We start from the raw sequence: 22301 nt of genomic DNA on the forward strand, positions 1-22301 counted from the left end.
GAGGTCCCTGGCGATCCAGTGCGAACGACGTCGGAGCCAGCCCACCGGGCCACCGTCGACCCCCGGATCCGTGCGCCGTGGCGCCGACCTGTACGAACCCGCAGCCGGGACGGCTCAGGAGGCCACGGCCACCCGGAACCGGTCCGGCAGGGCGATGAGTGCCGCCGCGAGCTCGAGCAGCACCACGGCGCAGTCGTCGAGCGCGTCACGCTCCGCTGCCCGCACGGCCTGGTCGACGAGGTCGAGTCGCCGCGCCCGGTCGACCACGGCGTCGATCCCGTTGGCCAGTGCGATGTCGTCGGTGAAGAACGTGTCGAGCACGGTGCGCTGCGACAGCATCCAGTCGGCGCTGACCGAGGCGCCGCGCCGCCGGAGGAACCACGCGGCGAGTTCGACGAAGGCCCCGGCTTCGGTCCAGCACTCGCGGAGCCAGGCCGGGTCGAAGCGGTCGTCGTGGCCCGTGCCGCTCACCGGCGGGTCGACGACCAGCGCCCGGGCGATGCGCAGGCGCTCGGTCATCTGCCCGACGGACCACTGCGTGATCACCACGCCGACGTACCGCTGCACGGTGACGAGCTGATGGGACTCGAGGGAGACGAGGGCTTCGCGCACCGGCGTGCGGGAGACCCGCATGTCCTCGGCGATGGTGTCGAGGCGCAGGCGCTGCCCGCGGCGGTACTCGCCGCGCAGCACGCTGTCGAGCAGGCGGAGGAAGACCGCGTCGCGCAACAGACTGCGCCGGAGGCCGTGGGGGTCGCGGTCGCCCCGGCCGACACGCATCGGTGACTGCTCCATCGCGCCAGCCTCACGCACGGCGGTCACCCTGGCCGACCGCACCGGCACCGTCGTGGATCGTCGTGGTGGGTGTCGCGCTGTGGAGGAGTGCCATGCCAGCACCGTGACACCACGACGACGGCCGTGCTAAACACTCTGAATACAGAATGTTGCATGGCCGCCGTTGCTGTTCAGCGCCGCTGCTGTTCCGCGTCCCCGGTCAGGACGGACAGGGGCTGGGTGACGTCCTCGAGCCCCTTCCGTGCGGCATCGACCCCGAAGACCAGGGCTATCACCCCACCGCCGATCATCACCGCGGACCCGAGCAGGTACCCCCAGAAGAGCGGTTCACGCGAGGACCCGTCCCCGATGAAGGCACCGTAGATCAGCGGTGCGACGGCACCGAAGACCTGCGCGAGGGCGAAGAAGTACGAGATGGCCTGCGACCGCAGCTCGAGGGGGAAGATCTCGCTGACCGTCAGGTACGCGCTCGAGGCACCGGCGGAGGCGAAGAAGAACGACACGCACCAGAAGCCCACCTGGACCGTCGCCGAGATCGCGTCGGCGCGGAACAGGAACGCCGAGGTCGCCAGGACGAGCCCCGACACCAGGTACGTCAGGAAGATCATCTGCCGACGGCCCCACGTGTCGAAGAACCGACCGAGGATGATCGGTCCGAGCAGGTTCCCGATCGCGAACGGGAAGAAGTAGATCGACGTCTGCGCGGTCTTCAGGCCGAAGAAGTTCGTCAGGACGAGCGCGTAGGTGAAGAAGATCGCGTTGTAGAGGAACGCCTGCGTGATCATCATCGACGCCCCGACCAGGGTGCGCGTCGGGTACTGCTTGAGCAGCACGCGCGCGATGGTCAGGAACCCGACGCGGTCCGTCGGCGTGACGGTCATGGCCTTCGACTCGTCGACGTCCGGCAGCCGCTTGCCGGTGGACTTCTCGACCGCCTCCTCGATCTGGGTGACGGTCGCTTCTGCCTCTTCCTCGCGCCCGTGGGTCATGAGCCAGCGCGGACTCTCGGGGATGTGCCGCCGCAGGAAGATGATCGCGATGCCGAGCACCGGGCCGAGGAAGAAGCCGATGCGCCAGCCGATGCTCTCCGAGAAGTTGGCCGTGTCGAGCAGGTAGATGTTCGCGAAGGCACCGAGCGCGGCGCCGCCCCAGTAGGTGCCGTTGATGGCGATGTCGACGTGTCCGCGGTACTTCGCGGGGATCAGTTCGTCGATCGCCGAGTTGATCGCCGCGTACTCGCCGCCGATGCCGAGGCCGGCGACGAACCGGAACGCGGCCAGGAACCAGAAGTCCTGGGCGAGACCGGCGACGCCCGAGCCGATCAGGTAGATCGCGAGCGTCAGGATGAAGAGCTTGCGCCGCCCGAGCCGGTCGGACATGCGCCCGAACACCAGCGCTCCGACCACCTGGCCGACCAGGTAGATCGTGCCGAGGGAGGTCACCTGTTGCGTCGACAGGTTCAGGTCGGCCTGGAAGCCGGCGTTGGAGACGATCTGGATCTCCAGACCGTCCAGGATCCAGGAGACCCCGAGTCCGACGACGACACTCCAGTGGAACCTCGTCCACGGCAGTCTGTCCATCCTGGCGGGGACCAGGCTCTTGATCGCCCCGTTCGTGCTGCTCACGAGAGGGGAACCTACGCCGAGATCGGCGAGATGGTTCACATTCGGTACGACGGGGCCGGCTCGGAGCCGGATCCCCCTATCGAATCCGGCTCCGATGCCGGAACTCCAATCATTGCGGTTGCTATGGAAACCCACAAGACGGGAGGCGCGGGGCGGGCCCGCCACGGGCCTCCCGTCCGCCTTCCGGTCGCTTTCGCGATCGCGGCGTAGCGTCGAAGAGGTGACCCGACCCGACATCCGCACGGTCGGCGAGCTCCGCACTTCTGGCCACGTCCAGAAGACGGTCCGCGCCGAGATCCGCGACAACCTGCTCACCGCGCTGCGCGCGGGAGACGACCCCTGGCCCGGCCTGCACGGGTTCGAGACGACCGTGATCCCGCAACTCGAACGTGCCCTGATCGCCGGACACGACGTCGTCCTGCTCGGTGAGCGCGGCCAGGGCAAGACCCGCCTGCTCCGCACCCTGCAGGGCTTGCTCGACGAGTGGACCCCGGTGATCACCGGCTCCGAGCTCGGCGAGCACCCCTACGAGCCCATCACCACCGCGAGCGCCCGCCGAGCCGACGACCTCGGCGACGCCCTGCCGATCTCGTGGCGGCACCGCGACGACCGCTACGTCGAGAAGCTCGCGACGCCGGACACGAGCGTCGCCGACCTGATCGGCGACGTCGACCCGATGAAGGTCGCCGAAGGGCGCAGCCTGGGCGACCCGGAGACCATCCACTTCGGACTCGTCCCCCGCGGCCACCGCGGCATCGTCGCGATCAACGAGCTGCCGGACCTCGCCGAACGCATCCAGGTGGCGATGCTCAACGTGATGGAGGAACGCGACGTCCAGATCCGTGGCTACGTGCTCCGGCTCCCCCTCGACGTGCTCGTGGTGGCCAGCGCGAACCCGGAGGACTACACGAACCGCGGCCGGATCATCACGCCGCTGAAGGACCGCTTCGGCGCGGAGATCCGCACCCACTACCCGATCGAACTCGAGGACGAGATCGCGGTCATCCGGCAGGAGGCGCAGCTCACCGCCGAGGTGCCGGACGCGATCGTCGAGATCCTCGCCCGCTTCACCCGTGCCCTGCGCGGGTCGAGCGCGGTCGACCAGCGCAGCGGTGTCAGCGCCCGGTTCGCGATCGCCGGCGCCGAGACGGTCGCCGCGGCGGCCGTGCACCGTGCAGCACGCCAGGGTGAGCCGGAGGCCGTCGCGCGACCGATCGACCTCGAGACCGCGGTCGACGTGCTCGGCGGCAAGATCGAGTTCGAGAACGGCGAAGAGGACCGCGCGGACGAGGTCCTCGAGCACCTGTTGCGGACCGCCACGGCCGAGACGGTGCGCGCCCGTTTCCGCGGACTCGACTTCGGGGTGCTCGTCGAGGCGCTCGACGGCGGGACGATGGTGACGACGGGCGAACAAGTCGGCGCACGGGCGTTCCTCGAGGGGCTGCCGTCGATCGGCGAGTCCGACCTGTACGACCAGGTCTGCGAGCGTCTCGGCGCCACGAACGACGGCGAGCGCGCGGGTGCGATCGAACTCGCGCTCGAGGGGCTCTTCCTCGCCCGCCGCATCAGCAAGGAGTCCGGCGGGGGCGAAGCCGTCTATGGCTAGGCAGAACCGACGACTGACGCGGGACACCCGGTACGGGGCATACACCGACGGACCGGATCCGCTCGCCCCGCCCGCTGACCTGGCCGAAGCGCTCGACGCCATCGGGCAGGACGTGATGGCCGGCACCTCACCGGAGCGTGCCATGCGGGAGTTCCTGCGCCGAGGCGGCCGGACGCAGCGCGGACTCGACGACCTCGCGCGCAAGGTCGCGGAACGGCGCCGCGACCTCACCGCGAAGAACAACCTCGACGGCACCCTGCAGCAGGTCCGCGAGCTGCTCGACCAGGCGCTCCGCGCCGAACGCGGCGAACTCGCCCGCAACGTCGAGCTCGACGACGGCGACCGCGCCCTGGCCGAGATGCAGCTCGACAGCCTGTCCCCGTCGCCGGCCGCCGCGGTGCAGGAGCTCGGCGGGTACGACTGGACGAGCCGCGAGGCCCGGCAGAAGTACGACGAGATCAAGGACCTGCTCGGTCGCGAGGTGCTCGACCAGCGCTTCGCGGGCATGAAGCAGGCGCTCGAGGGGGCCACGGACGAGGACCGTGCCGCGGTCAGCGCGATGATGCAGGACCTCAACCAGCTGCTCGAGGACCACCGCGCCGGCACCGACTCGCAGGAGCAGTTCGACGCGTTCATGGCGGAGCACGGGCAGTACTTCCCGTCGAACCCCGCGAACGTCGACGAGCTGCTCGACGACCTCGCGGCACGGGCCGCCGCCGCCCAGCGCATGCGGAACTCGATGACCGAGGAGCAGCGCGACGAACTCGACGCCCTCGCCCAGCAGGCCTTCGGCTCCCCCGACCTGATGGGGCAGCTGTCCCAGCTCGACGGCAACCTGCGGTCCCTGCGCCCCGGTGAGGACTGGGGCGGATCCGAGCGCATGGAGGGCGACCAGGGGCTCGGGCTCGGCGACGGGACCGGGGTCTTCCAGGACATCGCCGACCTCGACGCCCTCGCCGACCAACTCGCCCAGTCCGGACCGGGCTCCGAGCTCGACGACCTGGACCTCGACGCCCTGACCCGGCAACTCGGTGCCGAGGCCGCCGTGGACGCCAGGACCCTGCAGCAGCTCGAGAAGGCCCTGCGGAACTCCGGGGCGATGCGCCGCGGAGCGGACGGGCAGCTCCGGCTCACCCCGAAGGCCATGCGGCAGCTCGGCAAGAGCCTGCTCCGTGACGTCGCCGAGCGGATGTCCGGCCGACAGGGTGCCCGCGACATCCGGCAGTCCGGCGCGGCCGGCGAACCCTCGGGCGCGACCCGGCAGTGGGCGTACGGCGACACCGAGCCGTGGGACGTCACCCGGTCGATCACCAACGCGCTGACCCGGTCCGCGGCCGACGGGCGGGTCGGCCCGGGCGTCCGCCTGACCATCGACGACGTCGAGGTGCAGGAGACCGAGTCCCGCACACAGGCCTGCGTGGCGCTGCTCGTCGACACGTCGTTCTCGATGGCGATGGAGGACCGCTGGGTGCCGATGAAGCGCACGGCCCTGGCGCTGCACACGCTCGTTTCGACGCGGTTCCGCGGCGACGACCTGCAGCTCATCGCGTTCGGACGCGAGGCCGAGGTCGTGGACATCGAGCAGCTCGTGGGTCTCGACGCGATGTGGGACAAGGGCACGAACCTGCACCACGCGCTGCTCCTCGCCAACCGGCACTTCCGGAAGCACCCGACCGCGCAACCCGTGCTGCTCATCGTCACCGACGGGGAACCGACGTCGCACCTCGAGCCGAACGGACAGGTGTGGTTCGACTACCCGCCGGACCCCGTGACGATCGCACTGACCGTTCGGGAGCTCGAGAACGCCGGTCGGCTCGGCGCCCAGACGACGTTCTTCCGGCTCGGCGACGACCCGGGGCTCGCACGGTTCATCGACGCGATGGCGAAGCGGGTGGACGGCTCGGTCGTCGCTCCGGAGAACGACGACCTCGGTGTCGCCGTCGTGGGGTCGTACCTGGGGTCGCGCCGCGGCGGGCAGTCGTTGTTCGACTAGCCGCCGGGTCGATCCCGACAGGGGCTGTTGCGCGGGGTTCCATGGTCGTATGCTGAGCGCCACCACAGTTGCCCCAGACCCCGGCCGCCGTGATCGTTCTTCCCGCGCTGACCTCGTCGGCGTGCCGGAAGCGGTCGGCCGAGTGCACCTGATCCGTTCTCGACCGGTCGACTCCCGCGGGGTCCCGGAGTGCAACGGCGCACGCCACCGGACGCCACGGTTCTCCGCGTCCACGGATCACGGACGCGGACCGGTCGGTGGGGTCCGGACCCGACGGGCCCCACCGTCCCGGACCGGAGTCGCCACGGCTGGCCGGGCCGGGCCGCCGGCTCACGACGGGTGCGTCAGAACAAGGGCCACGGCACCGCGGGGCCGTGCCCCGGCGGTGGCGGGAAGATGCCGACGGCCCGCAGCGCCGCACACCGCGCGCGCACCGTGTCGACTTCCTCCGGCGTCAGGTGCTCGGCGAGTTCGTCGCCCAGGGCACCGCGGAGCGCCTCCGACACCCGGTCGAGCCCCTCGAGTTCGTCCGGCCCGAGCGGCTCCCCGATCCACCCCCACAGCACCGTGCGGAGCTTGTGCTCGACGTGGAAGGCCAGCCCGTGGTCGACACCGAACCGGTGTCCGTCGGGCATCGCCAGCACGTGCCCGCCCTTGCGGTCGGCGTTGTTCACCACGACGTCGAAGACGGCCATGCGGCGCAACGCCTCGGAGTCCTCGTGCACGAGCGTCACCGGCTGGTCGTGCTCGTCGATCGCCTCGAGGACGGGCAGCCACGGCGAACCGTCCGCCTCGGCGGCCTCGGGGGTGACGAGGTCGACGGCGTCCTGGTCCGGGTCGACGGTCTGCCAGCGCTGCACCATGCCGGGTCCGAACGGTCCGTCACCGAGCCACGTCGGTGGCACGATGCCCCAGCCGAACGCCTCGGACACCAGGTGCGCAGCGACCTCGCGGCCGGCGAGCGTGCCGTCCGGGAAGTCCCAGAGCGGGCGCTCCCCCTCGATCGGCTTGTAGACGACCGCCTCGCCGTCCAGCTCGGCCAGGAACGTCGCGTTCGAGGCCTCACGGATCCGCGCCGTGATGCTCAGTGAGCCGTCGCTCATGCGTCGCCGGGCGGACGGCCGGCGGCGACGATCTCGCGGGTGCGCTCGACGAACGCGCGTGCGGTGCCGACCGGGATCTTGACCTGGAAGAGCTCGTCGGGTTCGGGGATCTCGACGACCGCCTCGATCTCGAGGCCGTCCTCGCTCTCCTCGGACACGATCTCGACGTCGTCATCGATCGGGTAGGCCTCGATGACCACCTGCGCTGTCGACGGGTCGAAGCCCAGGCTCAGGGCACCGGCACGGAACTCGGGCTCCACCGGCTGGTCGAGCGGTTCCGGGTCGCGGAGCTCCACGGGGGCCGTGTCCGGCACGCTGAAGCGGTTCGCCTCGACCGTGGCGACCTCGTCCAGCAGCTCGTCGATCTTTTCGGCGAGCACGGCGGTCTGCTCCTTCTCGAGGGCGACGCTCGTGACGCGCTTGCCGGAGCGGGCCTGCAGGTAGAAGGCGCGCTCGCCCGGACGGCCGATGGTGCCGACGACGAGGCGGTCCGGCCAGTCGAAGCCGTGGACGATGGAGGGCATACCCGCATTGTAGGAGTGCGGGCCTGCGCCCGTTCAGGGTCTGGCAGGGCCTGCCTCGGACGGGGCCTCCGGATGTCCGGCCCCGCCGCCGACCGCTGCGTCCCCGCTGGGCGCCGGAGCGGTCGCGAGCCACGACAGATCGCCGGACTCGGTGTTCGTCGCGACCACCTCGGGCCGGTGCTCGCCGTACCGCACGACCGACACCGACGCCGGCCCGACGCCGATGCGCTGGAACAGGTCGAGGTGCATGCCGAACGCGTCGGCCAGGACGGACTTGATGATGTCGCCGTGGCTCACCGCGACCCAGACCGCTCCGGGCCCGTGTTCCGCCTCGACCTCGGCGTCGATGCGCCGGACGGCCGACACCGCCCGGGACTGCATGGTCTGCATGGACTCACCGCCGGGGAACACCACGGCGCTCGGGTTCGCCTGCACCGTCCGCCAGAGCGGCTCCTTCGCCAGGTCGGCGAGCTTCCGCCCCTGCCACTCGCCGTAGTCCGCTTCGGTGATCGCCCGCTCGATGGCCGACGCGGGGTCGCCCGACTGTCGCTCCAGGATCGCCTTGGCCGTCTGCCGGCACCGCTCGAGCGGACTCGACACGACGGCGACGACCGGCACGGCCGCGATGCGCTCCGCGGTGCGGTCGGCCTGCTTCCGGCCGACGGCGTCGAGTCGCACGCCGGCGGTGCGTCCGGCGAGCACGCCCGTGGCGTTCGCGGTGGTGCGTCCGTGTCGGACGAGGAGGACGGTCGCCATGTGCCCGATCCTAGGCGGCACCGACCGCGGCGAGCGCTCCCGCCCTTGACGGGCCGTCGGCGGACCGATCAGATGGTCACATGACCCGGCACCCTCGAGGGGCCCTGTTCGCCACGTCGACGATGACCGGCTTCGGCATCGCCACATGGGTGACCAGGACGCCCGCCATCCGCGACGAACTCGGGGCGTCGATCGAGGCGATGGGGCTCGTGCTCCTCGGGCTGTCGATCGGGTCGATGATCGGGATCCTCGGTGCCGGTGCGCTCGTCCGACGGCTCGGGACACGACCCTTGATCCTGCTCGGTGGCGCGCTGCCCGTGGTCGGGATGGTCCTCGTCGCCCTGCTCGCCCCTGCGCAGGTGCCGGCGGGTGTCTGGGCGGGGCTGTTCCTGATCGGGTTCGGGTCGGGGGTCGCCGAGATCGGGCTGAACGTCGAGGCCGCCGCGGTCGAACGGCGCATCGGCCGCCCGGTGGTGCCCGTGCTGCACGCCTGCTTCAGCCTGGGGACCGTCGTCGGTGGGGTCGTCGGCATCGCGATGACGGCTGCCCGGACACCGGTGGTCGTGCACCTGCTGGTGGGGGCTGCGGTGATGGCGGCGCTCGCGGCGTTCGCGGCGCTCAACCTGCAGCCGCTGCCGCGTGCGGCGGCGCAGACGGACGGGGCCGACACCGAGGACGCCGCAGGCGCGTCCCGCGTCACCACGGCCACCCGCCGCTCCGTCAGCACCGTGCAGCTCGCGCTCATCGCGGTGATCACGCTTGCGATGGCCTTCGCCGAGGGTGCTGCCAGCGACTGGCTTCCGCTCCTGATGACGACCGACCACGACGCCCCGGAAGCGGTCGGCTCGCTGGTCTTCACCGGGTTCGCGCTCGCCATGCTCATCGGCCGGTCGGCCGGCACCCCGCTCGTCACGCGGCTCGGGCGGGGCCCGGTCGTCCGGCTCTGTGCCGCGGTCGGCGGGATCGGGGTCCTGCTCGTGGTCGTCTCGCCGAGTCCGGTCGTCACGGCGATCGCCGCCGCCGTCTGGGGGCTCGGCATCGCGCTCGGGTTCCCGCTCGCGATCTCGGCAGCGGGTGACCACCCGACCGACGGGGACCGCAGGGTGTCGGTCGTCGCGACCGCCGGGTACATCGCGTTCCTGGTCGGACCGCCCCTGCTCGGCTTCGTCGGCGAGCACCTCGGGCTGCAGGCGGCGATGCTGGTGCCCCTCGTGCTGCTCGTCGCCGCCTTCGTCGTCGCGCCCGCCGCACGGGACTCCCGCGACACCCGAGACGTTCGCGACGCACACACCGCCGATGCGTCAGTCGACCCGGCCCGACCAGACGCCGATGTCGCCGACCTGCCAGTGCGCCCGGAACACCCGGGTGTGTGACGTCCGGCGCACGCGCTCCTGCCGGTAGAGCTGTCCGGCGCTCACCACCTCGGGCGTCGCCGTCAGCCGCACCAGGCTGCAGGAGCGCACCGAGCCGCCGTCCGACAGCGCCTCAGCGAGCGCCCCGGCGGTCGTCACGCACCCGTCGACCGGCTCGGCCGAGGACGTCGGTTCGACGTTCGACCCGCTGCGTTCGTCGTCGTGCTCGACCGCGATGGTGAAGGCCCGGAGATCGTCCTCGGTCACCCGGCCGCCGTCGGGCAGTTCCAGGTCAGCGACGACCACGTACGGGGTGCCCTCGGACGGGTCGTTCGTGCCGAGGACGCTGCGGCCCCACTGCTCCGCCTGCGCCTCGGACGCCCGAGCGGTCGTGCGGTAGGTGACCGCGATGCGGGTGTCCGAGTCGCGCGACAGCGTGCCCGACTCGGTCGTGCCTGGGTCGGCGTTCCGGGTCGCCGCGCCGACGACTCCCGCGATGACGAGGACGACGACCACGCTGCCGACCGGCACGAGCGCGGCCCCGAGACACCCCAGTCCGGTCCGCCACCCCGCGCGCTTCCGATCCGCCACCGTTCCCCCTCGGTCCGCCGCCAGCGTGCCAGGTCGGCGTCGACCGCAGCAACCCGGAGGACGGCCAGGACCCCGACGAACGCGGCACGGAGCGCGGGTCCGGGCGCGCCGCCCCGCGGATAAGTACGGTCGATCCCATGCCGTTCTTCCGCGACAGCCCCCAGCCGACCTCTCCCTCGAAGATCCAGGCGGCGTGGTCCGACTCGACGGGCCGCCTGGCGACGCGGTGCCTGCAGGTGATCATCGTCGTCGTGGTCATCGCCGGCGTCGTCTACGCCGGCAGCGTGCTGAGCGTCGTCACCATCCCGGTGCTCCTCGCGCTCATCATCGCTTCGGCCATGCACCCGATCGTGTCCTGGTTGCGCAAGCACAAGGTGCCGTCGGTCCTCGCGACCCTCGCGGTGCTCATCGGCGTCCTCGCGGTGCTCGGGCTCATCGGGTGGCTCATCGTCGTCGCCGTCGAGAACCAGTGGTCGCAGTTGCAGAAGTCGGCCGTCGACGGGTTCCAGCAGTTGCAGGACTTCGCGAAGAACCTGCCGATCTCGATCTCGGACAAGCAGGTCGACGACGCCGTGGCGTCCGTCACCGACTTCATCACGAGTGCGCAGTTCGGCTCCGGCGCCCTGGCCGGTGCCTCGGCCACCGCGAACTTCCTGACCGGCCTCGTGCTGATGATCGTGGTGCTGTTCTTCTTCCTCAAGGACGGCCCGAGCATCTGGGAGTTCCTGCTCCGCCCGTTCACCGGTGAGCGCTACGACCGTGCACGTCGGGTGGGCGACCGGGTGGTCTCGACCCTCGGCGGGTACGTCCGCGGCACCGCCACGGTCGCCGCTGTCGACGCCATCGGCATCGGTGTCGGCATCGCGATCGTCGGCGTCCCGCTGGCACTCCCCCTGGCCGTCGTCGTGTTCATCACGGCCTTCATCCCGATCGTCGGTGCGACGGCAGCCGGCATCCTCGCCGCCCTGGTCGCGCTCGTCGCACTCGGTCCAGTCCAGGCGCTCATCGTCGTCGGGATCGTGATCCTCGTGAACCAGCTCGAGGGCAACCTGCTCCAGCCGGTGCTGATGGGACGCACCCTGAAGCTGCACGGCCTCGTCATCCTGATCGGCCTGACCGCGGGCACCGTCCTGGCGGGCATCACCGGTGCCATCATCTCGGTGCCGCTGCTGGCCGCCGCGTGGGGCGCGATCCTGGTCTGGGACGGCCCGAACACCCCCGCGCGTCCGTGGCGCAAGAAGCGCAACGAGGACGTCACGGCCCACGAACTCCCCGCCGACTGAGCCGAGAACGTTCTGCGGACATCCGTTTCGCGCAATCGGGGCCGTCGCACGAAGATGGACCCGTGCTCGTCTCCATCGTCTACATGAGTCGCGCCGTCGTCCCCTTCGACGACGGCGACCTCGCGACGCTGCTGGACGGCTCACGGCTCCGCAACGAGGCGCTCGGTGTCTCCGGGCTGCTCGTCGTGAAGGGTGGCCGCTTCATGCAGTTGCTCGAGGGCCCCGCGTGGAGCGTCGACGACCGGTTCGCCGCCATCAGCCGTGATCCGCGGCACGGCGAGGTGAAGTCGCTCATCCGCGAGGACATCGAGCGGCGACGCTTCGACGGCTGGTCGATGGCCTACCGCTCGCTCGACGACGCGGACGTCCAGGCGGAGCCGGGATTCAGTCCGTTCCTGTCCGGCGAGACGGACTTCCCGCGGTCGTTCGACCGCACGAGCGCGGCGTGGCTGCTCAAGTGGTTCCGCGACCGCGAACTCCACGACCGCTGAACGCCTCGTCGACGACCCCGAGCAGCCGGTCGCGGTGCGCCGGGTCCGCCGTGGCCGTCAGGACCACCCGCCACATCGTCGCGACCGCGGGGAACAGATCGGCCCGCCCGGTGCGGACGTCGGACACCAGTTGCACGCCCGTGAAGTACGGCACGACGGTGGCGCCGAGCTGTTCCGCGGTCAGGTCGGTGCGGAGCTCGCCGCTCGCGATCGCCAGCCGGAACACGTCGACGATCCCGCCGATCCACTGCTCGTAGAAGCTGACCGTGGCCGCGTGGAACTCGCCGCGCTCCAGTGACAACCGGATGCCCGCCCGCACGATCGGGTCGGTCCGCAGCAGGTCCGCGATGGCTCGCGAGGCGCCGACCAGGGCAGCTGCTGGTGACTGCTCGGTGTGGCTCACGACGTCGAAGGTCCGGACGTTCTGCTCGTCGATCACACCGAGCGCGAGGGCCAGCTTGGTCGGGAAGTGGAAGTGCAGCGCCCCCTGCGAGACGCCCGCCCCGCGGGCGATGGCCGCGATCGTCGCGGCGGCGAAGCCGACGCGGTCGAACTCCTCCGCAGCGGCCACCAGGATCTGCTCACGTCGTTCCACGTGACCAGTCTGACGGTCTGGAGGCGCGGGGCGGGCGTGCCCCGTGCCTCCAGACCGAGGGGTGGTCGCGTCAGGCGACCCGCGCGCTCAGGTGAGCGCCAGCAGGTTGTTGACCTGCTCGTTGATGCCGGTCAACGTCGAGATCGGCTTGCCGTTCGCGTAGACGTTGTCGAAGGCCGGCTGCAGCAGCGCCTGCACGTCCGCCGGGTTGCGGGTGACGGGGAACAGGAACGTGGTCTTCTCCTCGACCTGCCGGGTGAACGCCGACACGTCCAGCCCGCGCTTCCGGAACGACGCGACCGCCGCCTCGGTACCGGCGGGACGGGCCGGGAACACGACGCCTGCGCGGCCGACGATCTCCTGGGCGGTGTCGCTGCCGAGGAACGCGACCCACTTCGCCGCCGCCTCCAGGTCCTTCGCCTGCTTCGTGATCGAGTCGCCGAGCCCGTTGAACATCGACGCCCGCTTGCCCGTCGGCCCGATCGGCGTCGGGGCGACGGCGATGTCGAGGTCCTTCATGTTCAGGTACGTGCCGATCATCCACGAACCGTTGAACGACAGCGCGCACTTGCCCGCGCCGAGCTGCACGTCCGGACCGGTCGTCGTCGAGAAGACGCCGTACTTCGCCATGTAGCCCTTGTCGGCCAGGCGGTAGTACCAGGCGAGGGTGTCCTGCACGGTCTTCTCGTCGTAGCGGAACTTGTCGCCCCACGGGTTCTCGTTCGTGTAGAACCAGTCGGTCGACCCGGTGAAGGGCGACCACTGCGTCTGGCCGAAGCCGTCGCCGCCAGACCCGTTCGACGAGATGCCGTAGACCTCGACGTTCTCCTTGTCGAAGCCGGGCTCGTCACCCCGCCGACCCTTGGAGTCGATGGTCAGGTGCGCGAGCATCCGTTCGAACGAGCCGCCGTCGTCGGGGTTCCACTCGAGCGTGGCGAGCTCGTCGTCGGAGACGCCGGCCTTCTGCATCGCCTTCCGGTCGTAGAACATCCCGATGGTGTCCCAGTCCTTCGGCGAGCCGTAGCGGTGGCCGTCCTGGCCCTTCCACAGCTCGGCGAGGCCGGACTGGTAGTCGTCGTCGCTGATGGACTTCGTCGCGTCGAGCTCGTCGAGCTTGTAGAGGACGTCGAGGTCGGAGAACTGCGGGAACTTCGTCAGGTGGTCGGTGAAGACGTCCGGCGCGGTGCCGGCGATGAACCCTGCCGTCAGCTTGGTCCAGTAGTCCGCCCACCCGAGCTGGGTGATCTGCACCGTGATGTCGGGGTTCTCGCGGTGGAAGGCCTTCGCGACCTGCTGGTAGGCGGGCAGCTGGTTGGAGTCCCAGAGCCAGTAGCTCACGGTGCGGGCGCCGCTCTTCGAGGCGGTCCCCCGGCTCGGGGACGAGCAGGCGGCGAGCGCACCGAGGGCGAGGGCTGAAGCGCCGCCCGCGAACAGTGCGCGGCGGGAGAGGTTGTTCGTCATGGTGTGGTGGTCCTGTCCGAGCCGGGGCTACTTGATCCCGGAGAAGCCGATGGAGTTGACGATCCGCTTGGCGAAGACGCCGAACAGCACGATCATCGGGAGCGCCGCCACGAGGGTCGCGGACATCAGCCCGGCCCAGTCGGTGCCGGACTGTGGGGACTGCGACTTGAAGACGCCGAGTGCGACGGTGAGCACCCGCGAGCTGTCCGTGTACGACACCATGAGCGGCCAGAAGTAGTCGTTCCAGCTCGTGATGTACGTCAGTACGGCGAGCGTCGCGATCGGTGCAGCGGCCATCGGGATGACGAGCCGGAAGAACACCCGGACCTTGCCCGCGCCGTCGATCAGCGCGGCCTCCTCGACCTCCTTCGAGATGCCGAGGAAGAACTGCCGCAGGAAGAACACCGCGAACGGGGTCATGAACATCGTCGGCAACGCGATGCCGAGCAGGTTGTCGACGAGCCCGAGCTGCTTGATGAGCGTGAAGTTCGGCAGCAGCGTGAAGATCGCGGGCACCATCAGGCCGGCGAGGAACACCCCGAAGACCTTGTCGCGTCCGGGCCAGCGCAGCCGGGCGAAGGCGTACGCGGCGGCGGCCGAGAAGAACACCTGGCCGACCGTGACGAGCGTCGACACGATCACGGAGTTGAGCAGGTACCGCCAGAAGTTCAGGGCAGCGCCGGAGCCACCCTGGGCGAGGGCCTCCTCGGTGGACTGCAGGCCGAGGACGCGCTCGAACCCACCCAGGCTGAACCCGACGGGCAGCAATGACGTGGGGTCGGAGTTGATCGCACCGTTCGACGACAGGGCGGTGCGCAGGATCCAGTAGAACGGGAACAGGGTGACGACGATGACGATGATCATCGCGACCCAGGCGAGGACGCGGCCGACCGACGGACGGCGACGGTGGCCGGCTCCGGGTCGGGGCGGACGCTTCGTGGTGACGGAACGGGTGAGGGTCGTGGTCATGGTGCGGCGCTCCGTTCAGTCCAGGTCCGACTCACCCGAGCGGGTGAGGCGGTACTGGATGATCGTGATGATGCTGAGGACGATGAGGAGCGCGACCGAGACCGCGGACGCGTAGCCGAACTGGAACCGGCCGAACGCCAGGTTGTAGATGTAGTTCTGCACGACGTTCGTGGCGTTCGCGGGGCCGCCCTGCGTGGTGACGGCGACGGTGTCGAACACCTGGAACGACCCGATCACCGTGATGATGAGCACCAGCGACAGGATCGGGCGGAGCAGCGGCACCGTGATGCGCCAGAACATCTTCCACTCGCTCGCACCGTCGATGCGGCCGGCTTCGTACACCGTCTCGGGCAGCGACTGCAGACCGGCGAAGATCAGGAGCGCCGTGTAGCCGACGTGCCGCCACACGTTGATGAGCGCGATCGACGGGATGCCCCAGACGTCGCTCTGCAGGAACGGGATGCGGTCCAGGCCGAGGGCCGCGAGCATCTCGTTGCCGATGCCGAGCTGAGTGTCGAGGATCCACAGCCAGACGAGCGCCGCGACGACGTTCGACACCAGGTAGGGCGCCAGGACGATGCCGCGCACGAAGGTCGACTTCGTCAGGCGGTGCATCATCACGGCGATGAACAGGGCGACGACCGTCTGGATGACGATGTTGATGAGCACGTACTCGATCGTGACGACCATCGAGTGCCAGAAGATCGAGTCCTGCACGAGCCGCGCGTAGTTCTGCAGCCCGGTGAACTCCGGCTCGGTGAGCAGGTTGTAGGACGTGAAGCTCAGGTAGATGCCCCGCACGGTCGGCCAGGCGAGGAACACCACGAAGCCGATCGCGGCCGGCGCGATGAACAGCAGCGCGAGCCACAGGTCGTTCCGGGGACGGCGGCGGCGTGGGACGGTGGTACGGGCGAGCGGGAGGTCGGCTGCCCGACTCCTCCGTCTCGTGCTGGCGGTCGTCAAGGGTGACGACACAGGGCTCTCGGTGGCCATCGCGACTCCTTCGTCTGCGGTGGACTGACGTGCAGCAGTCCGTGAGCCGGGAATCTACACGTGGTGACACCGGGTGGCAAGAGGCTCTTTCACGCTCTGAATCCGGGGTTGTCACGTGTAGACAATCGTGTCAGGATGGCGGTCGATCGCATCGGCGCGACCTGCCCGGCGACGCATCCCTCACCCTGGAAAGGTCACTGATGATCTCTGTCGGAATGGTCGGCGCGGGCCAGTTCGCCCCCCAGTTCGCCAAGCTGTTCAAGCTCCACCCGGACGTCGACCGCGTCTTCGTGACCGACCTCGTCGACGACCGCGCGTCGGAGCTCGTCGAGTCGCAGCACCTCGACGGCACGTTCGCCGACTTCGACGCCGTGCTCGCCTCGGACGTCGACGCCGTCGCGATCTTCACGCAGCGCTGGACGCACGGTCCGCTCGTCGTCAAGGCGCTCCGCGCCGGCAAGCACGTCTACTCGGCGGTGCCGATGGCGATCTCGGTCGACGAGATCCGCGACATCATCGAGGCCGTCCGCGAGACCGGGCTCACCTACATGATGGGCGAGACGAGCTACTACAACCCCGCGACGGTGTTCGCCCGCAAGCAGGTCGCCGACGGCGCCTTCGGCCGGGTCTTCTACTCCGAGGGCGACTACGTGCACGACATGGACCTCGGGTTCTACGCCGCGTACCAGTTCAGCGGTGGCGAGGACTGGAAGCGCACCGCCAGCTACCCGCCCATGCTGTACCCGACCCACTCGGTCGGCGGCGTCCTCGGCGCCATCCCCGGACACGCGGTCAGCGTCAGCTGCATCGGCGTCAAGGACGACCGGGGCGACGGCGTCTTCGACAAGGACGTCAGCCAGTTCGACAACGACTTCTCGAACGCCACCGCCCTGTTCGAGCTCGACAACGGCGGCGTCATGCGCATCAACGAGATGCGCCGTGTCGGCTACCCGTCGCACATCCGCGAGTCCCGCTTCCGCTACTTCGGCACCGAGGCGAGCTTCGAGCAGCTCGCGAAGACCAGCGTCTGGCAGGACAAGGAGGACTCGCACGACATCAGCGACAAGATCAACACGCAGGCGACGATGGACCTCGACGACCCGCGTCTCGCCGGCGTCGACCCCTCGCTGCGCGACGCGTTCGTGTCCGGGTACGCCGAGGTGCACGACACCGACCGCCTGCCCGCCGAGTACGCCGGCGTGCCGACCGGGCACGAGGGCTCGCACCAGTTCCTGGCCGACGACTTCGTCCGCGCCGTCGTCGACCGGACCCTGCCGCCGGTGAACGCCTGGACCGCCGCACGCTTCACGCTGCCCGGCATCATCGCCCACCAGTCGGCTCTGCAGGGCGGCGCACGCCTCGAGGTGCCGGACTTCGGGGACGCCCCTCAGACGACCACCGCGGTGCCCTCGTCTAGTATCGCCAGCGAATAGCAAGTGGTGTTCGGGTGTCGGTCCGCACGGGCCGGCACCCGAACGCGACTTCCGAGCCGACGAAGGTGGCACCCGTGAGCGTCCCGACGACCCCGAGGGCGGTCACCCGCGCCGACGTCGCCCGGTACGCCGGCGTGAGCACCTCCGTCGTCAGCTACGTCGTGCACGACGGCCCCCGCCCCGTCGCGGCGGCCACCGCAGCCCGGGTCCGTGACGCCATCCGGGTCCTCGGGTACCGGCCGAACGCCAGCGCCCAGGCCCTGCGCACCGGGTCGTCGAAGATGCTCGGGCTCATCGTCCCCGAGCTCGACAACCCCTTCTGGTCGGAGCTCGCCGTCGAGGTCACCCACGCCGCAGCAGCCCGCGGCTACGACGTCCTGCTCGCCAACAGCGACGGCGATGCCAGCCAGGAGCGCGAGCGGCTCCGCAGCCTGTCCGCCCGCCAGGTCGACGGGATCATCGTCACGAGCATCATGACCCACCCGGACCTGTCCACCGTGTCAGACCCGGGCATCCCGATGGTCCTGCTCAACACCTTCTTCGAGGTGCCCGAGTACGCCAGCATCGGCGTCGACGCCCTGCGGGGCGCGTACGACGGCACCCAGCACCTGGTCGAGCACGGCTACGGGTCGATCGGCCTGGTCATGGGGCACGCCGGCTCCATGGAACTCCGCGAACAGGGTTGGATGCGAGCACTGCGCGACGCCGGGCTGCCGGACGGCCCGATCGTGCGCTGCGACTTCACCCGGCGGGGCGGGTACGAGGCCGGCCTCCGCATGTTCGCGGACGGGACCGGACCCCGCGCCGTCTTCGTCAGCTCGGACATGCAGGCCGTCGGTGTACTGCGGGCACTGTGGGAACTCGGGCTGCGCGCACCGGAGGACGTCGCGATCGTGTCGTTCGACGGCGGTGCCGAGGCGGACTACACGAACCCGCAGCTCACGACGGTCCGGCAGCCGATCGAGACGATGGCCACCGCCGCCGTCGACCGTGTGCTCGGGCTCGACGCGGACAACCAGTGGCACCGCGATCTGGTGCCCGCCGAGTTGGTCCTGGGCGCGAGTTGCGGGTGCGACGTGCGTCGCTGACGCACCACCAAACCGTCCTGGAGGCGCGGGGCGGGGCCGCCACGGGCCTCCCGTCCGTCAGTTGGCCGGGTCCATGACGGCGGTGAGCCGCTGGAGCGGCACACGCTGCTGGGACTCCTGCGTCACCGCGACCGCTTCGACCGGCTCGCCGGAATCGGTGTCGACGAAGCGCAGGTCCGACGTCAGCTCCGTGGGGCGGTACCGATCCGCCCAGCCGCCGAGTGCCAGGAGGACCAGCGAGAGATCGCGGCCGGCGTCGGTGAGCACGTACTCCTCGCGCGCCCGGGCACCCTCCGGCTTGTAGGTCGTGCGCTCGAGCACTCCCCCGTCGACGAGGGAGGCCAGTCGTGCGGTCAGGACTTCGCGCGGGACGCCGAGGCTCTGCTGGAACTGACTGAAGCGCGTGGAACCGGCGAGGGCGTCACGCACGATCATGAGCGTCCACTTCTCGCCGAGGACGTCGAGGGACCGTGCGATGGGGCAGCGCTCGTCGCCGCCGAGGATGCCGAGCATGCGTTCATCCTAGCTGGGTTCGATTTCCGGACACAACGTGCTAGGTTCGGTTTCCGTACTCAACTTCTCTCGTCTGGAGCCCCTCATGACCGACCTCACCAACGCCATCGTCCTCGTCACCGGAGCGAACGGCGGCCTCGGCGCCGAGTTCGTCCAGCAGGCCCTGGACCGCGGCGCCACCAAGGTCTACGCGACCGCCCGCACCCCGCGCACGTGGGACGACGAACGCATCGTGCCGCTCGCCCTCGACGTCACCAGCCAGGAGAGCGTCGATGCCGCAGCCCGTGCCGCAGCCGACGTGACCGTCGTGGTGAACAACGCCGGGATCGCCGGCGCCGACCCGCTCGTCGACACCTCCGTCGCGGAGGTCGAGCGCATCTTCGCGACGGACGTCTTCGGCGCGCTCCGTGTCGCCAAGGTCTTCGCCCCCTCGATCGGCGGCGGCGCGCTGATCGACGTGCACTCGGCCCTGAGCTGGGTCGCGCTCGCCGGCGCGTACTCGGCGTCGAAGGCAGCGTTCTGGTCGATCACGAACTCGCTCCGCCTCGAGCTCGCACCCCAGGGCACCCAGGTCGTCGGCGCACACCTCGGCTACACCGACACCGGCATGACGGCGGGGCTCGACGTCGAGAAGTCCGACCCGGCCGACATCGTCCGGCTCATCTGGGACGCGGTCGAGGCCGGTGAGCACGAGGTCCTGGCGGACCAGGTCAGCCGTGACGTCCGCGCCGGACTCAGTGCGCCGCTGACGGCGCTGTACCCGGCGCTCGCGACCGCTTGATCGGTTCGGCGGCTCCGGTTCAGGACCTCCGCGGTTCACGAACCGGAACCGCCCGCAAGATCGAGGGCCGGCGCGACCGGACGGACCCGTAGGATTCGACCATGGCCGGGAACGCACTGTTGATCCCACTGTCGAGGGCAGCGGAGCTGATCCGCGACGCGCTCCGAATCGGCCACGTCGCCGCCGCCGACCGGGCTCTGACCGATGCAGTCAGCCGCATTCTGCACGCCGCTCCCGACACACCGGTCGATCCGGGTGTGACGGAGCGCGCTCCGTCGGTCGGCGATGAGCACTACGACGCGCTCCTGACCACGGCGTACGCGTACGCGCTCCTCCGGCACGGGACCCAGCCGCCGACGTGGATGCTCGAGCTCCGTCCGCTCGATCGCGAATGGCTCTGGGACGGGGATGCCGAGGCTTCGCTCGAGTGGCGTTCGTTCATCAAGCAACGGACGCCCGATCTCTTCCTGCGGAAGAACATCTTGCTTCGCGAAGGCGACCTCGAGGCCGCATGACCGAGGATTACCGTCTCCTCAGTGGCGCTGAGGTCGTCGACCTCCTCGGTGAGCTGTTGGAGCGCCTGGCTGGCCGCGGCGTCGAGGTCGAGACCTACATCGTCGGAGGCGCCGCTGTCGCTGTGCACCTCGGCCGCGACGAGGTGACCCCCGACATCGACGGACTGTTCCAACCGATGGACGAGGTGCTCGTCGAAGCGCGAGCCATGGCGGCCGAACACCGACTCGACCCCGAGTGGATCAACTCCCGCGCGTTCTCGTTCATGGAGTTCTCGCCGAATGACGACACCGAAGCGCTGCACACCACCATCAACGGTCGCCCGGTCGTCGTGGCCTCGAAACGACGGCTCTTGGCGATGAAGCTCGCGGCGTCCCGCCCGAAGGACCGGACGGACCTCAACCGTCTGATCATCGACCTCGACGTGAGGACCGCCGACGAACTCGTGGCGATCGCGCGCGAAGCGTACGGCGAGCACAGCATGACGCTTCCGGACGACCCAGCCGAGGTCCAGCTGATCGCCGAGGAGGCGCTCCGTCGGGCTGACGCTTGGAGACGACGAACGCACACGGCGGAGTGAGCGAACTCAACCGCGGGCACCGCGATCGGTGATGTCGCGGTTGACGGCGGTGATCGCGGCGCGCTCCTCGACGGAGATGCCTGCGGCAGCCAGGACACGACCGAGCACGCCGCTCTTGCGCTCGATGTAGTCGTCAATGTCCTCGGCTTCGGCGGCCGCTCGGCGCTTCACGGAGGCGTACTGGTCGCGCAGCCCCGGGTCGGCGCGCAGCACGTCGCGGACGGCGAGGTGGTTCCGGAGCGAGAGCGATCCGGCCGTGGCGACGTAGGTGTTGCTCGGGGCGAAGTGCTCCGGAGTCCGGAAGGCCTGCCGGTCGGGGACGCCGAGGTCTCCCCGTGGCTCGAAGCCGATCACGGCCAGCGCTGCGACCGCCGCCGTGACGTCGCTGGCATCGACGACGATGTCGACGTCGATCACGGGCTTCGCCGCGAGACCGGGCACTGATGTGCTGCCGACGTGCTCGATGCTGCGGTAGGGCGCATGGTCGGCGTCGAGGGCTGCGGCGTACGCGTCCCGCAACACCGCGAACCGCTCGGGCCACGACGGCTGGTACTCGACGACCTCGATCATCGAGTGCGCCGTGTGGCGGGAGGGGGTGCGAGGAGCTGGAACATGACGTGGTCGCGCCAGGCTCCGTTGATCGTGATGTACTCCGGCGCGAACCCGTAGCGCTTGAACCCCGCGGACTCGAGGGCACGCTGAGACCCCACGTTCTCCGGAAGCGTCTCGGCCTGCACCCGGTGGAGTCGGAGGACGTCGAACGCGTGGACGGCAGCGGCGGCGACGGCGCGGGAGGCGTGGCCCTGGCGCAGCCGGTCAGCGCGGATCCAGTACCCCATGGCACACGACTGCAGGGCTCCGCGGGTGATGCCGCTCAGCGTGATGCGCCCGAGGAGTTCACCGTCGGTCGACTCGATCACGAACGGGACCGCGGTGCCGGCGCGCTCTGCGGCGAGCGACTGCACGATGACGTCGTGCTGGCCCTGCTCGGTGAAGTACGCCGGGGTCCGGGACGGCTCCCACGGGCGTAGGTGCTCGGCGCTCGCGGTGATGACGGCGGCGAGCGTCGCCGCGTCGTCGACGCGGAGCAGGCGCAACCGGGTGTCCATGGCGGAGGGTGTGGGATTCGAACCCACGAGACATCTCTGCCCACCTGTTTTCAAGACAGGCTCCATCGGCCGCTCGGACAACCCTCCAGTGACGCGACCACGTGGCGAGACGTGACCGCGTCCCGGGAAGTCTAACGGGCCTCCCGT

23 protein-coding genes and 1 tRNA gene are annotated in these 22301 nt (G+C 70.2%); 10 read left to right on the forward strand and 14 right to left on the reverse strand.

All coding sequences use genetic code 11. The features are described from left to right. Positions 1-114: 114 nt before the first annotated feature. On the reverse strand, positions 115-795 hold the full coding sequence (locus tag EDF51_RS09400) for a GntR family transcriptional regulator (RefSeq protein WP_123938362.1): 681 nt from the start codon (positions 793-795) through the stop codon (positions 115-117). 170 nt (positions 796-965) lie between these two features. Beyond that, positions 966-2420 (reverse strand): MFS transporter, encoded by a 1455-nt coding sequence (locus EDF51_RS09405; protein ID WP_347876521.1) that lies wholly within the window; start codon positions 2418-2420, stop codon positions 966-968. A 220-nt stretch (positions 2421-2640) separates the two neighbouring features. Between EDF51_RS09405 and EDF51_RS09410 the strand changes: the two genes are divergently transcribed. Further along, a complete protein-coding gene (locus tag EDF51_RS09410) occupies positions 2641-4026 on the forward strand; it encodes an AAA family ATPase (RefSeq protein WP_123291862.1) in 1386 nt (461 codons plus the stop codon). After that, entirely contained in the window at positions 4019-6019 is a 2001-nt protein-coding gene (locus EDF51_RS09415; protein WP_134194577.1) for a VWA domain-containing protein, read from the forward strand. The genes EDF51_RS09410 and EDF51_RS09415 overlap by 8 nt, the downstream gene beginning before the upstream one ends. A 344-nt stretch (positions 6020-6363) precedes the next feature. Here the strand turns inward: EDF51_RS09415 and EDF51_RS09420 are convergent, their stop codons facing one another. From EDF51_RS09420 to EDF51_RS09430, 3 genes are read right to left on the reverse strand one after another with little or no spacing between them, the layout of a single operon-like run. Next, positions 6364-7122, reverse strand: a complete 759-nt coding sequence (locus EDF51_RS09420; protein ID WP_131846692.1) for an SCO1664 family protein — start codon at positions 7120-7122, stop codon at positions 6364-6366. Then, positions 7119-7646 carry a DUF3090 domain-containing protein gene (locus tag EDF51_RS09425; protein ID WP_123291859.1) on the reverse strand — a complete coding sequence of 176 codons (528 nt, stop codon included), beginning with the start codon at positions 7644-7646 and terminating at the stop codon, positions 7119-7121. Before EDF51_RS09425 ends, EDF51_RS09420 begins: the two co-directional genes overlap by 4 nt. Before the next feature lie 33 nt (positions 7647-7679). Beyond that, positions 7680-8402 carry an MSMEG_4193 family putative phosphomutase gene (locus EDF51_RS09430; protein WP_131846691.1) on the reverse strand — a complete coding sequence of 241 codons (723 nt, stop codon included), beginning with the start codon at positions 8400-8402 and terminating at the stop codon, positions 7680-7682. An 80-nt stretch (positions 8403-8482) separates the two neighbouring features. Here EDF51_RS09430 and EDF51_RS09435 point away from each other — a divergent pair, with 80 nt between their 5' ends. Continuing rightward, positions 8483-9775 carry an MFS transporter gene (locus tag EDF51_RS09435; RefSeq protein ID WP_131846690.1) on the forward strand — a complete coding sequence of 431 codons (1293 nt, stop codon included), beginning with the start codon at positions 8483-8485 and terminating at the stop codon, positions 9773-9775. Here EDF51_RS09435 and EDF51_RS09440 read toward each other — a convergent pair. Beyond that, positions 9704-10345: a hypothetical protein gene (locus EDF51_RS09440; RefSeq protein ID WP_131846689.1), complete on the reverse strand. Its 642-nt coding sequence runs from the start codon at positions 10343-10345 to the stop codon at positions 9704-9706. The genes EDF51_RS09435 and EDF51_RS09440 overlap by 72 nt on opposite strands. 137 nt (positions 10346-10482) lie before the next feature. On the opposite strand from EDF51_RS09440, the gene EDF51_RS09445 reads away from it, so the two are divergent. Together EDF51_RS09445 and EDF51_RS09450 are read left to right on the forward strand one after the other, a co-directional pair. After that, positions 10483-11628, forward strand: a complete 1146-nt coding sequence (locus tag EDF51_RS09445) for an AI-2E family transporter (RefSeq protein WP_131846688.1) — start codon at positions 10483-10485, stop codon at positions 11626-11628. A gap of 62 nt (positions 11629-11690) precedes the next feature. Beyond that, positions 11691-12119, forward strand: coding sequence for a BLUF domain-containing protein (locus tag EDF51_RS09450; RefSeq protein ID WP_123338593.1), 429 nt, complete (start codon positions 11691-11693; stop codon positions 12117-12119). On the opposite strand, the gene EDF51_RS09455 is transcribed toward EDF51_RS09450, so the two are convergent. The 4 genes from EDF51_RS09455 to EDF51_RS09470 all read right to left on the reverse strand — a co-directional run bounded on the left by EDF51_RS09455 (position 12082) and on the right by EDF51_RS09470 (position 16137). Next, the gene (locus EDF51_RS09455; protein WP_134194579.1) at positions 12082-12714 is read right to left on the reverse strand and encodes a ScbR family autoregulator-binding transcription factor; all 633 of its coding nucleotides are present in this window, start codon (positions 12712-12714) and stop codon (positions 12082-12084) included. The genes EDF51_RS09450 and EDF51_RS09455 overlap by 38 nt on opposite strands. An 87-nt stretch (positions 12715-12801) precedes the next feature. After that, the gene (locus EDF51_RS09460) at positions 12802-14175 is read right to left on the reverse strand and encodes a sugar ABC transporter substrate-binding protein (protein ID WP_134194581.1); all 1374 of its coding nucleotides are present in this window, start codon (positions 14173-14175) and stop codon (positions 12802-12804) included. Positions 14176-14202: 27 nt separating this feature from the next. Beyond that, entirely contained in the window at positions 14203-15144 is a 942-nt protein-coding gene (locus EDF51_RS09465; protein ID WP_123291849.1) for a carbohydrate ABC transporter permease, read from the reverse strand. Between the two features lie 15 nt (positions 15145-15159). Then, entirely contained in the window at positions 15160-16137 is a 978-nt protein-coding gene (locus EDF51_RS09470; RefSeq protein WP_228506149.1) for a sugar ABC transporter permease, read from the reverse strand. Positions 16138-16334: 197 nt separating this feature from the next. Here EDF51_RS09470 and EDF51_RS09475 point away from each other — a divergent pair, with 197 nt between their 5' ends. After that, a complete protein-coding gene (locus EDF51_RS09475) occupies positions 16335-17570 on the forward strand; it encodes a Gfo/Idh/MocA family oxidoreductase (RefSeq protein WP_134194851.1) in 1236 nt (411 codons plus the stop codon). A 74-nt stretch (positions 17571-17644) separates the two neighbouring features. Further along, the gene (locus EDF51_RS09480) at positions 17645-18658 is read left to right on the forward strand and encodes a LacI family DNA-binding transcriptional regulator (protein ID WP_243837104.1); all 1014 of its coding nucleotides are present in this window, start codon (positions 17645-17647) and stop codon (positions 18656-18658) included. A gap of 57 nt (positions 18659-18715) precedes the next feature. Here the strand turns inward: EDF51_RS09480 and EDF51_RS09485 are convergent, their stop codons facing one another. After that, positions 18716-19171, reverse strand: coding sequence for a helix-turn-helix domain-containing protein (locus tag EDF51_RS09485; RefSeq protein ID WP_131846686.1), 456 nt, complete (start codon positions 19169-19171; stop codon positions 18716-18718). 85 nt (positions 19172-19256) lie between these two features. On the opposite strand from EDF51_RS09485, the gene EDF51_RS09490 reads away from it, so the two are divergent. The 3 genes from EDF51_RS09490 to EDF51_RS09500 all read left to right on the forward strand — a co-directional run bounded on the left by EDF51_RS09490 (position 19257) and on the right by EDF51_RS09500 (position 21045). Beyond that, the gene (locus EDF51_RS09490) at positions 19257-19952 is read left to right on the forward strand and encodes an SDR family oxidoreductase (protein WP_134194585.1); all 696 of its coding nucleotides are present in this window, start codon (positions 19257-19259) and stop codon (positions 19950-19952) included. Positions 19953-20053: 101 nt separating this feature from the next. Continuing rightward, a complete protein-coding gene (locus EDF51_RS09495; RefSeq protein ID WP_133937657.1) occupies positions 20054-20467 on the forward strand; it encodes a hypothetical protein in 414 nt (137 codons plus the stop codon). Beyond that, the gene (locus EDF51_RS09500; RefSeq protein WP_123291845.1) at positions 20464-21045 is read left to right on the forward strand and encodes a DUF6036 family nucleotidyltransferase; all 582 of its coding nucleotides are present in this window, start codon (positions 20464-20466) and stop codon (positions 21043-21045) included. Before EDF51_RS09495 ends, EDF51_RS09500 begins: the two co-directional genes overlap by 4 nt. A 6-nt stretch (positions 21046-21051) precedes the next feature. On the opposite strand, the gene EDF51_RS09505 is transcribed toward EDF51_RS09500, so the two are convergent. The 3 genes from EDF51_RS09505 to EDF51_RS09515 form a co-directional block, all read right to left on the reverse strand. Next, positions 21052-21615 carry a GrpB family protein gene (locus EDF51_RS09505; RefSeq protein WP_134194587.1) on the reverse strand — a complete coding sequence of 188 codons (564 nt, stop codon included), beginning with the start codon at positions 21613-21615 and terminating at the stop codon, positions 21052-21054. Continuing rightward, positions 21612-22154 carry a GNAT family protein gene (locus EDF51_RS09510; protein WP_134194589.1) on the reverse strand — a complete coding sequence of 181 codons (543 nt, stop codon included), beginning with the start codon at positions 22152-22154 and terminating at the stop codon, positions 21612-21614. Before EDF51_RS09510 ends, EDF51_RS09505 begins: the two co-directional genes overlap by 4 nt. Continuing rightward, positions 22154-22241, reverse strand: a tRNA-Ser gene (locus tag EDF51_RS09515). The genes EDF51_RS09510 and EDF51_RS09515 overlap by 1 nt, the downstream gene beginning before the upstream one ends. Positions 22242-22301 lie beyond the last annotated feature (60 nt).

This window comes from Curtobacterium sp. PhB25 (assembly GCF_004365375.1).
GTDB lineage: Bacteria > Actinomycetota > Actinomycetes > Actinomycetales > Microbacteriaceae > Curtobacterium.

Excerpts from the sequence above, each read along its gene's own strand:
- EDF51_RS09400 (WP_123938362.1), bottom strand. The coding sequence starts at position 795 with ATGGAGCAGTCACCGATGCGTGTCGGCCGGGGCGACCGCGACCCCCAC.
- EDF51_RS09415 (WP_134194577.1), top strand. The coding sequence starts at position 4,019 with ATGGCTAGGCAGAACCGACGACTGACGCGGGACACCCGGTACGGGGCA.
- EDF51_RS09420 (WP_131846692.1), bottom strand. The coding sequence starts at position 7,122 with ATGAGCGACGGCTCACTGAGCATCACGGCGCGGATCCGTGAGGCCTCG.
- EDF51_RS09425 (WP_123291859.1), bottom strand. The coding sequence starts at position 7,646 with ATGCCCTCCATCGTCCACGGCTTCGACTGGCCGGACCGCCTCGTCGTC.
- EDF51_RS09430 (WP_131846691.1), bottom strand. The coding sequence starts at position 8,402 with ATGGCGACCGTCCTCCTCGTCCGACACGGACGCACCACCGCGAACGCC.
- EDF51_RS09435 (WP_131846690.1), top strand. The coding sequence starts at position 8,483 with ATGACCCGGCACCCTCGAGGGGCCCTGTTCGCCACGTCGACGATGACC.
- EDF51_RS09445 (WP_131846688.1), top strand. The coding sequence starts at position 10,483 with ATGCCGTTCTTCCGCGACAGCCCCCAGCCGACCTCTCCCTCGAAGATC.
- EDF51_RS09460 (WP_134194581.1), bottom strand. The coding sequence starts at position 14,175 with ATGACGAACAACCTCTCCCGCCGCGCACTGTTCGCGGGCGGCGCTTCA.
- EDF51_RS09465 (WP_123291849.1), bottom strand. The coding sequence starts at position 15,144 with ATGACCACGACCCTCACCCGTTCCGTCACCACGAAGCGTCCGCCCCGA.
- EDF51_RS09470 (WP_228506149.1), bottom strand. The coding sequence starts at position 16,137 with ATGGCCACCGAGAGCCCTGTGTCGTCACCCTTGACGACCGCCAGCACG.
- EDF51_RS09485 (WP_131846686.1), bottom strand. The coding sequence starts at position 19,171 with ATGCTCGGCATCCTCGGCGGCGACGAGCGCTGCCCCATCGCACGGTCC.
- EDF51_RS09490 (WP_134194585.1), top strand. The coding sequence starts at position 19,257 with ATGACCGACCTCACCAACGCCATCGTCCTCGTCACCGGAGCGAACGGC.
- EDF51_RS09495 (WP_133937657.1), top strand. The coding sequence starts at position 20,054 with ATGGCCGGGAACGCACTGTTGATCCCACTGTCGAGGGCAGCGGAGCTG.
- EDF51_RS09500 (WP_123291845.1), top strand. The coding sequence starts at position 20,464 with ATGACCGAGGATTACCGTCTCCTCAGTGGCGCTGAGGTCGTCGACCTC.
- EDF51_RS09505 (WP_134194587.1), bottom strand. The coding sequence starts at position 21,615 with ATGATCGAGGTCGTCGAGTACCAGCCGTCGTGGCCCGAGCGGTTCGCG.
- EDF51_RS09510 (WP_134194589.1), bottom strand. The coding sequence starts at position 22,154 with ATGGACACCCGGTTGCGCCTGCTCCGCGTCGACGACGCGGCGACGCTC.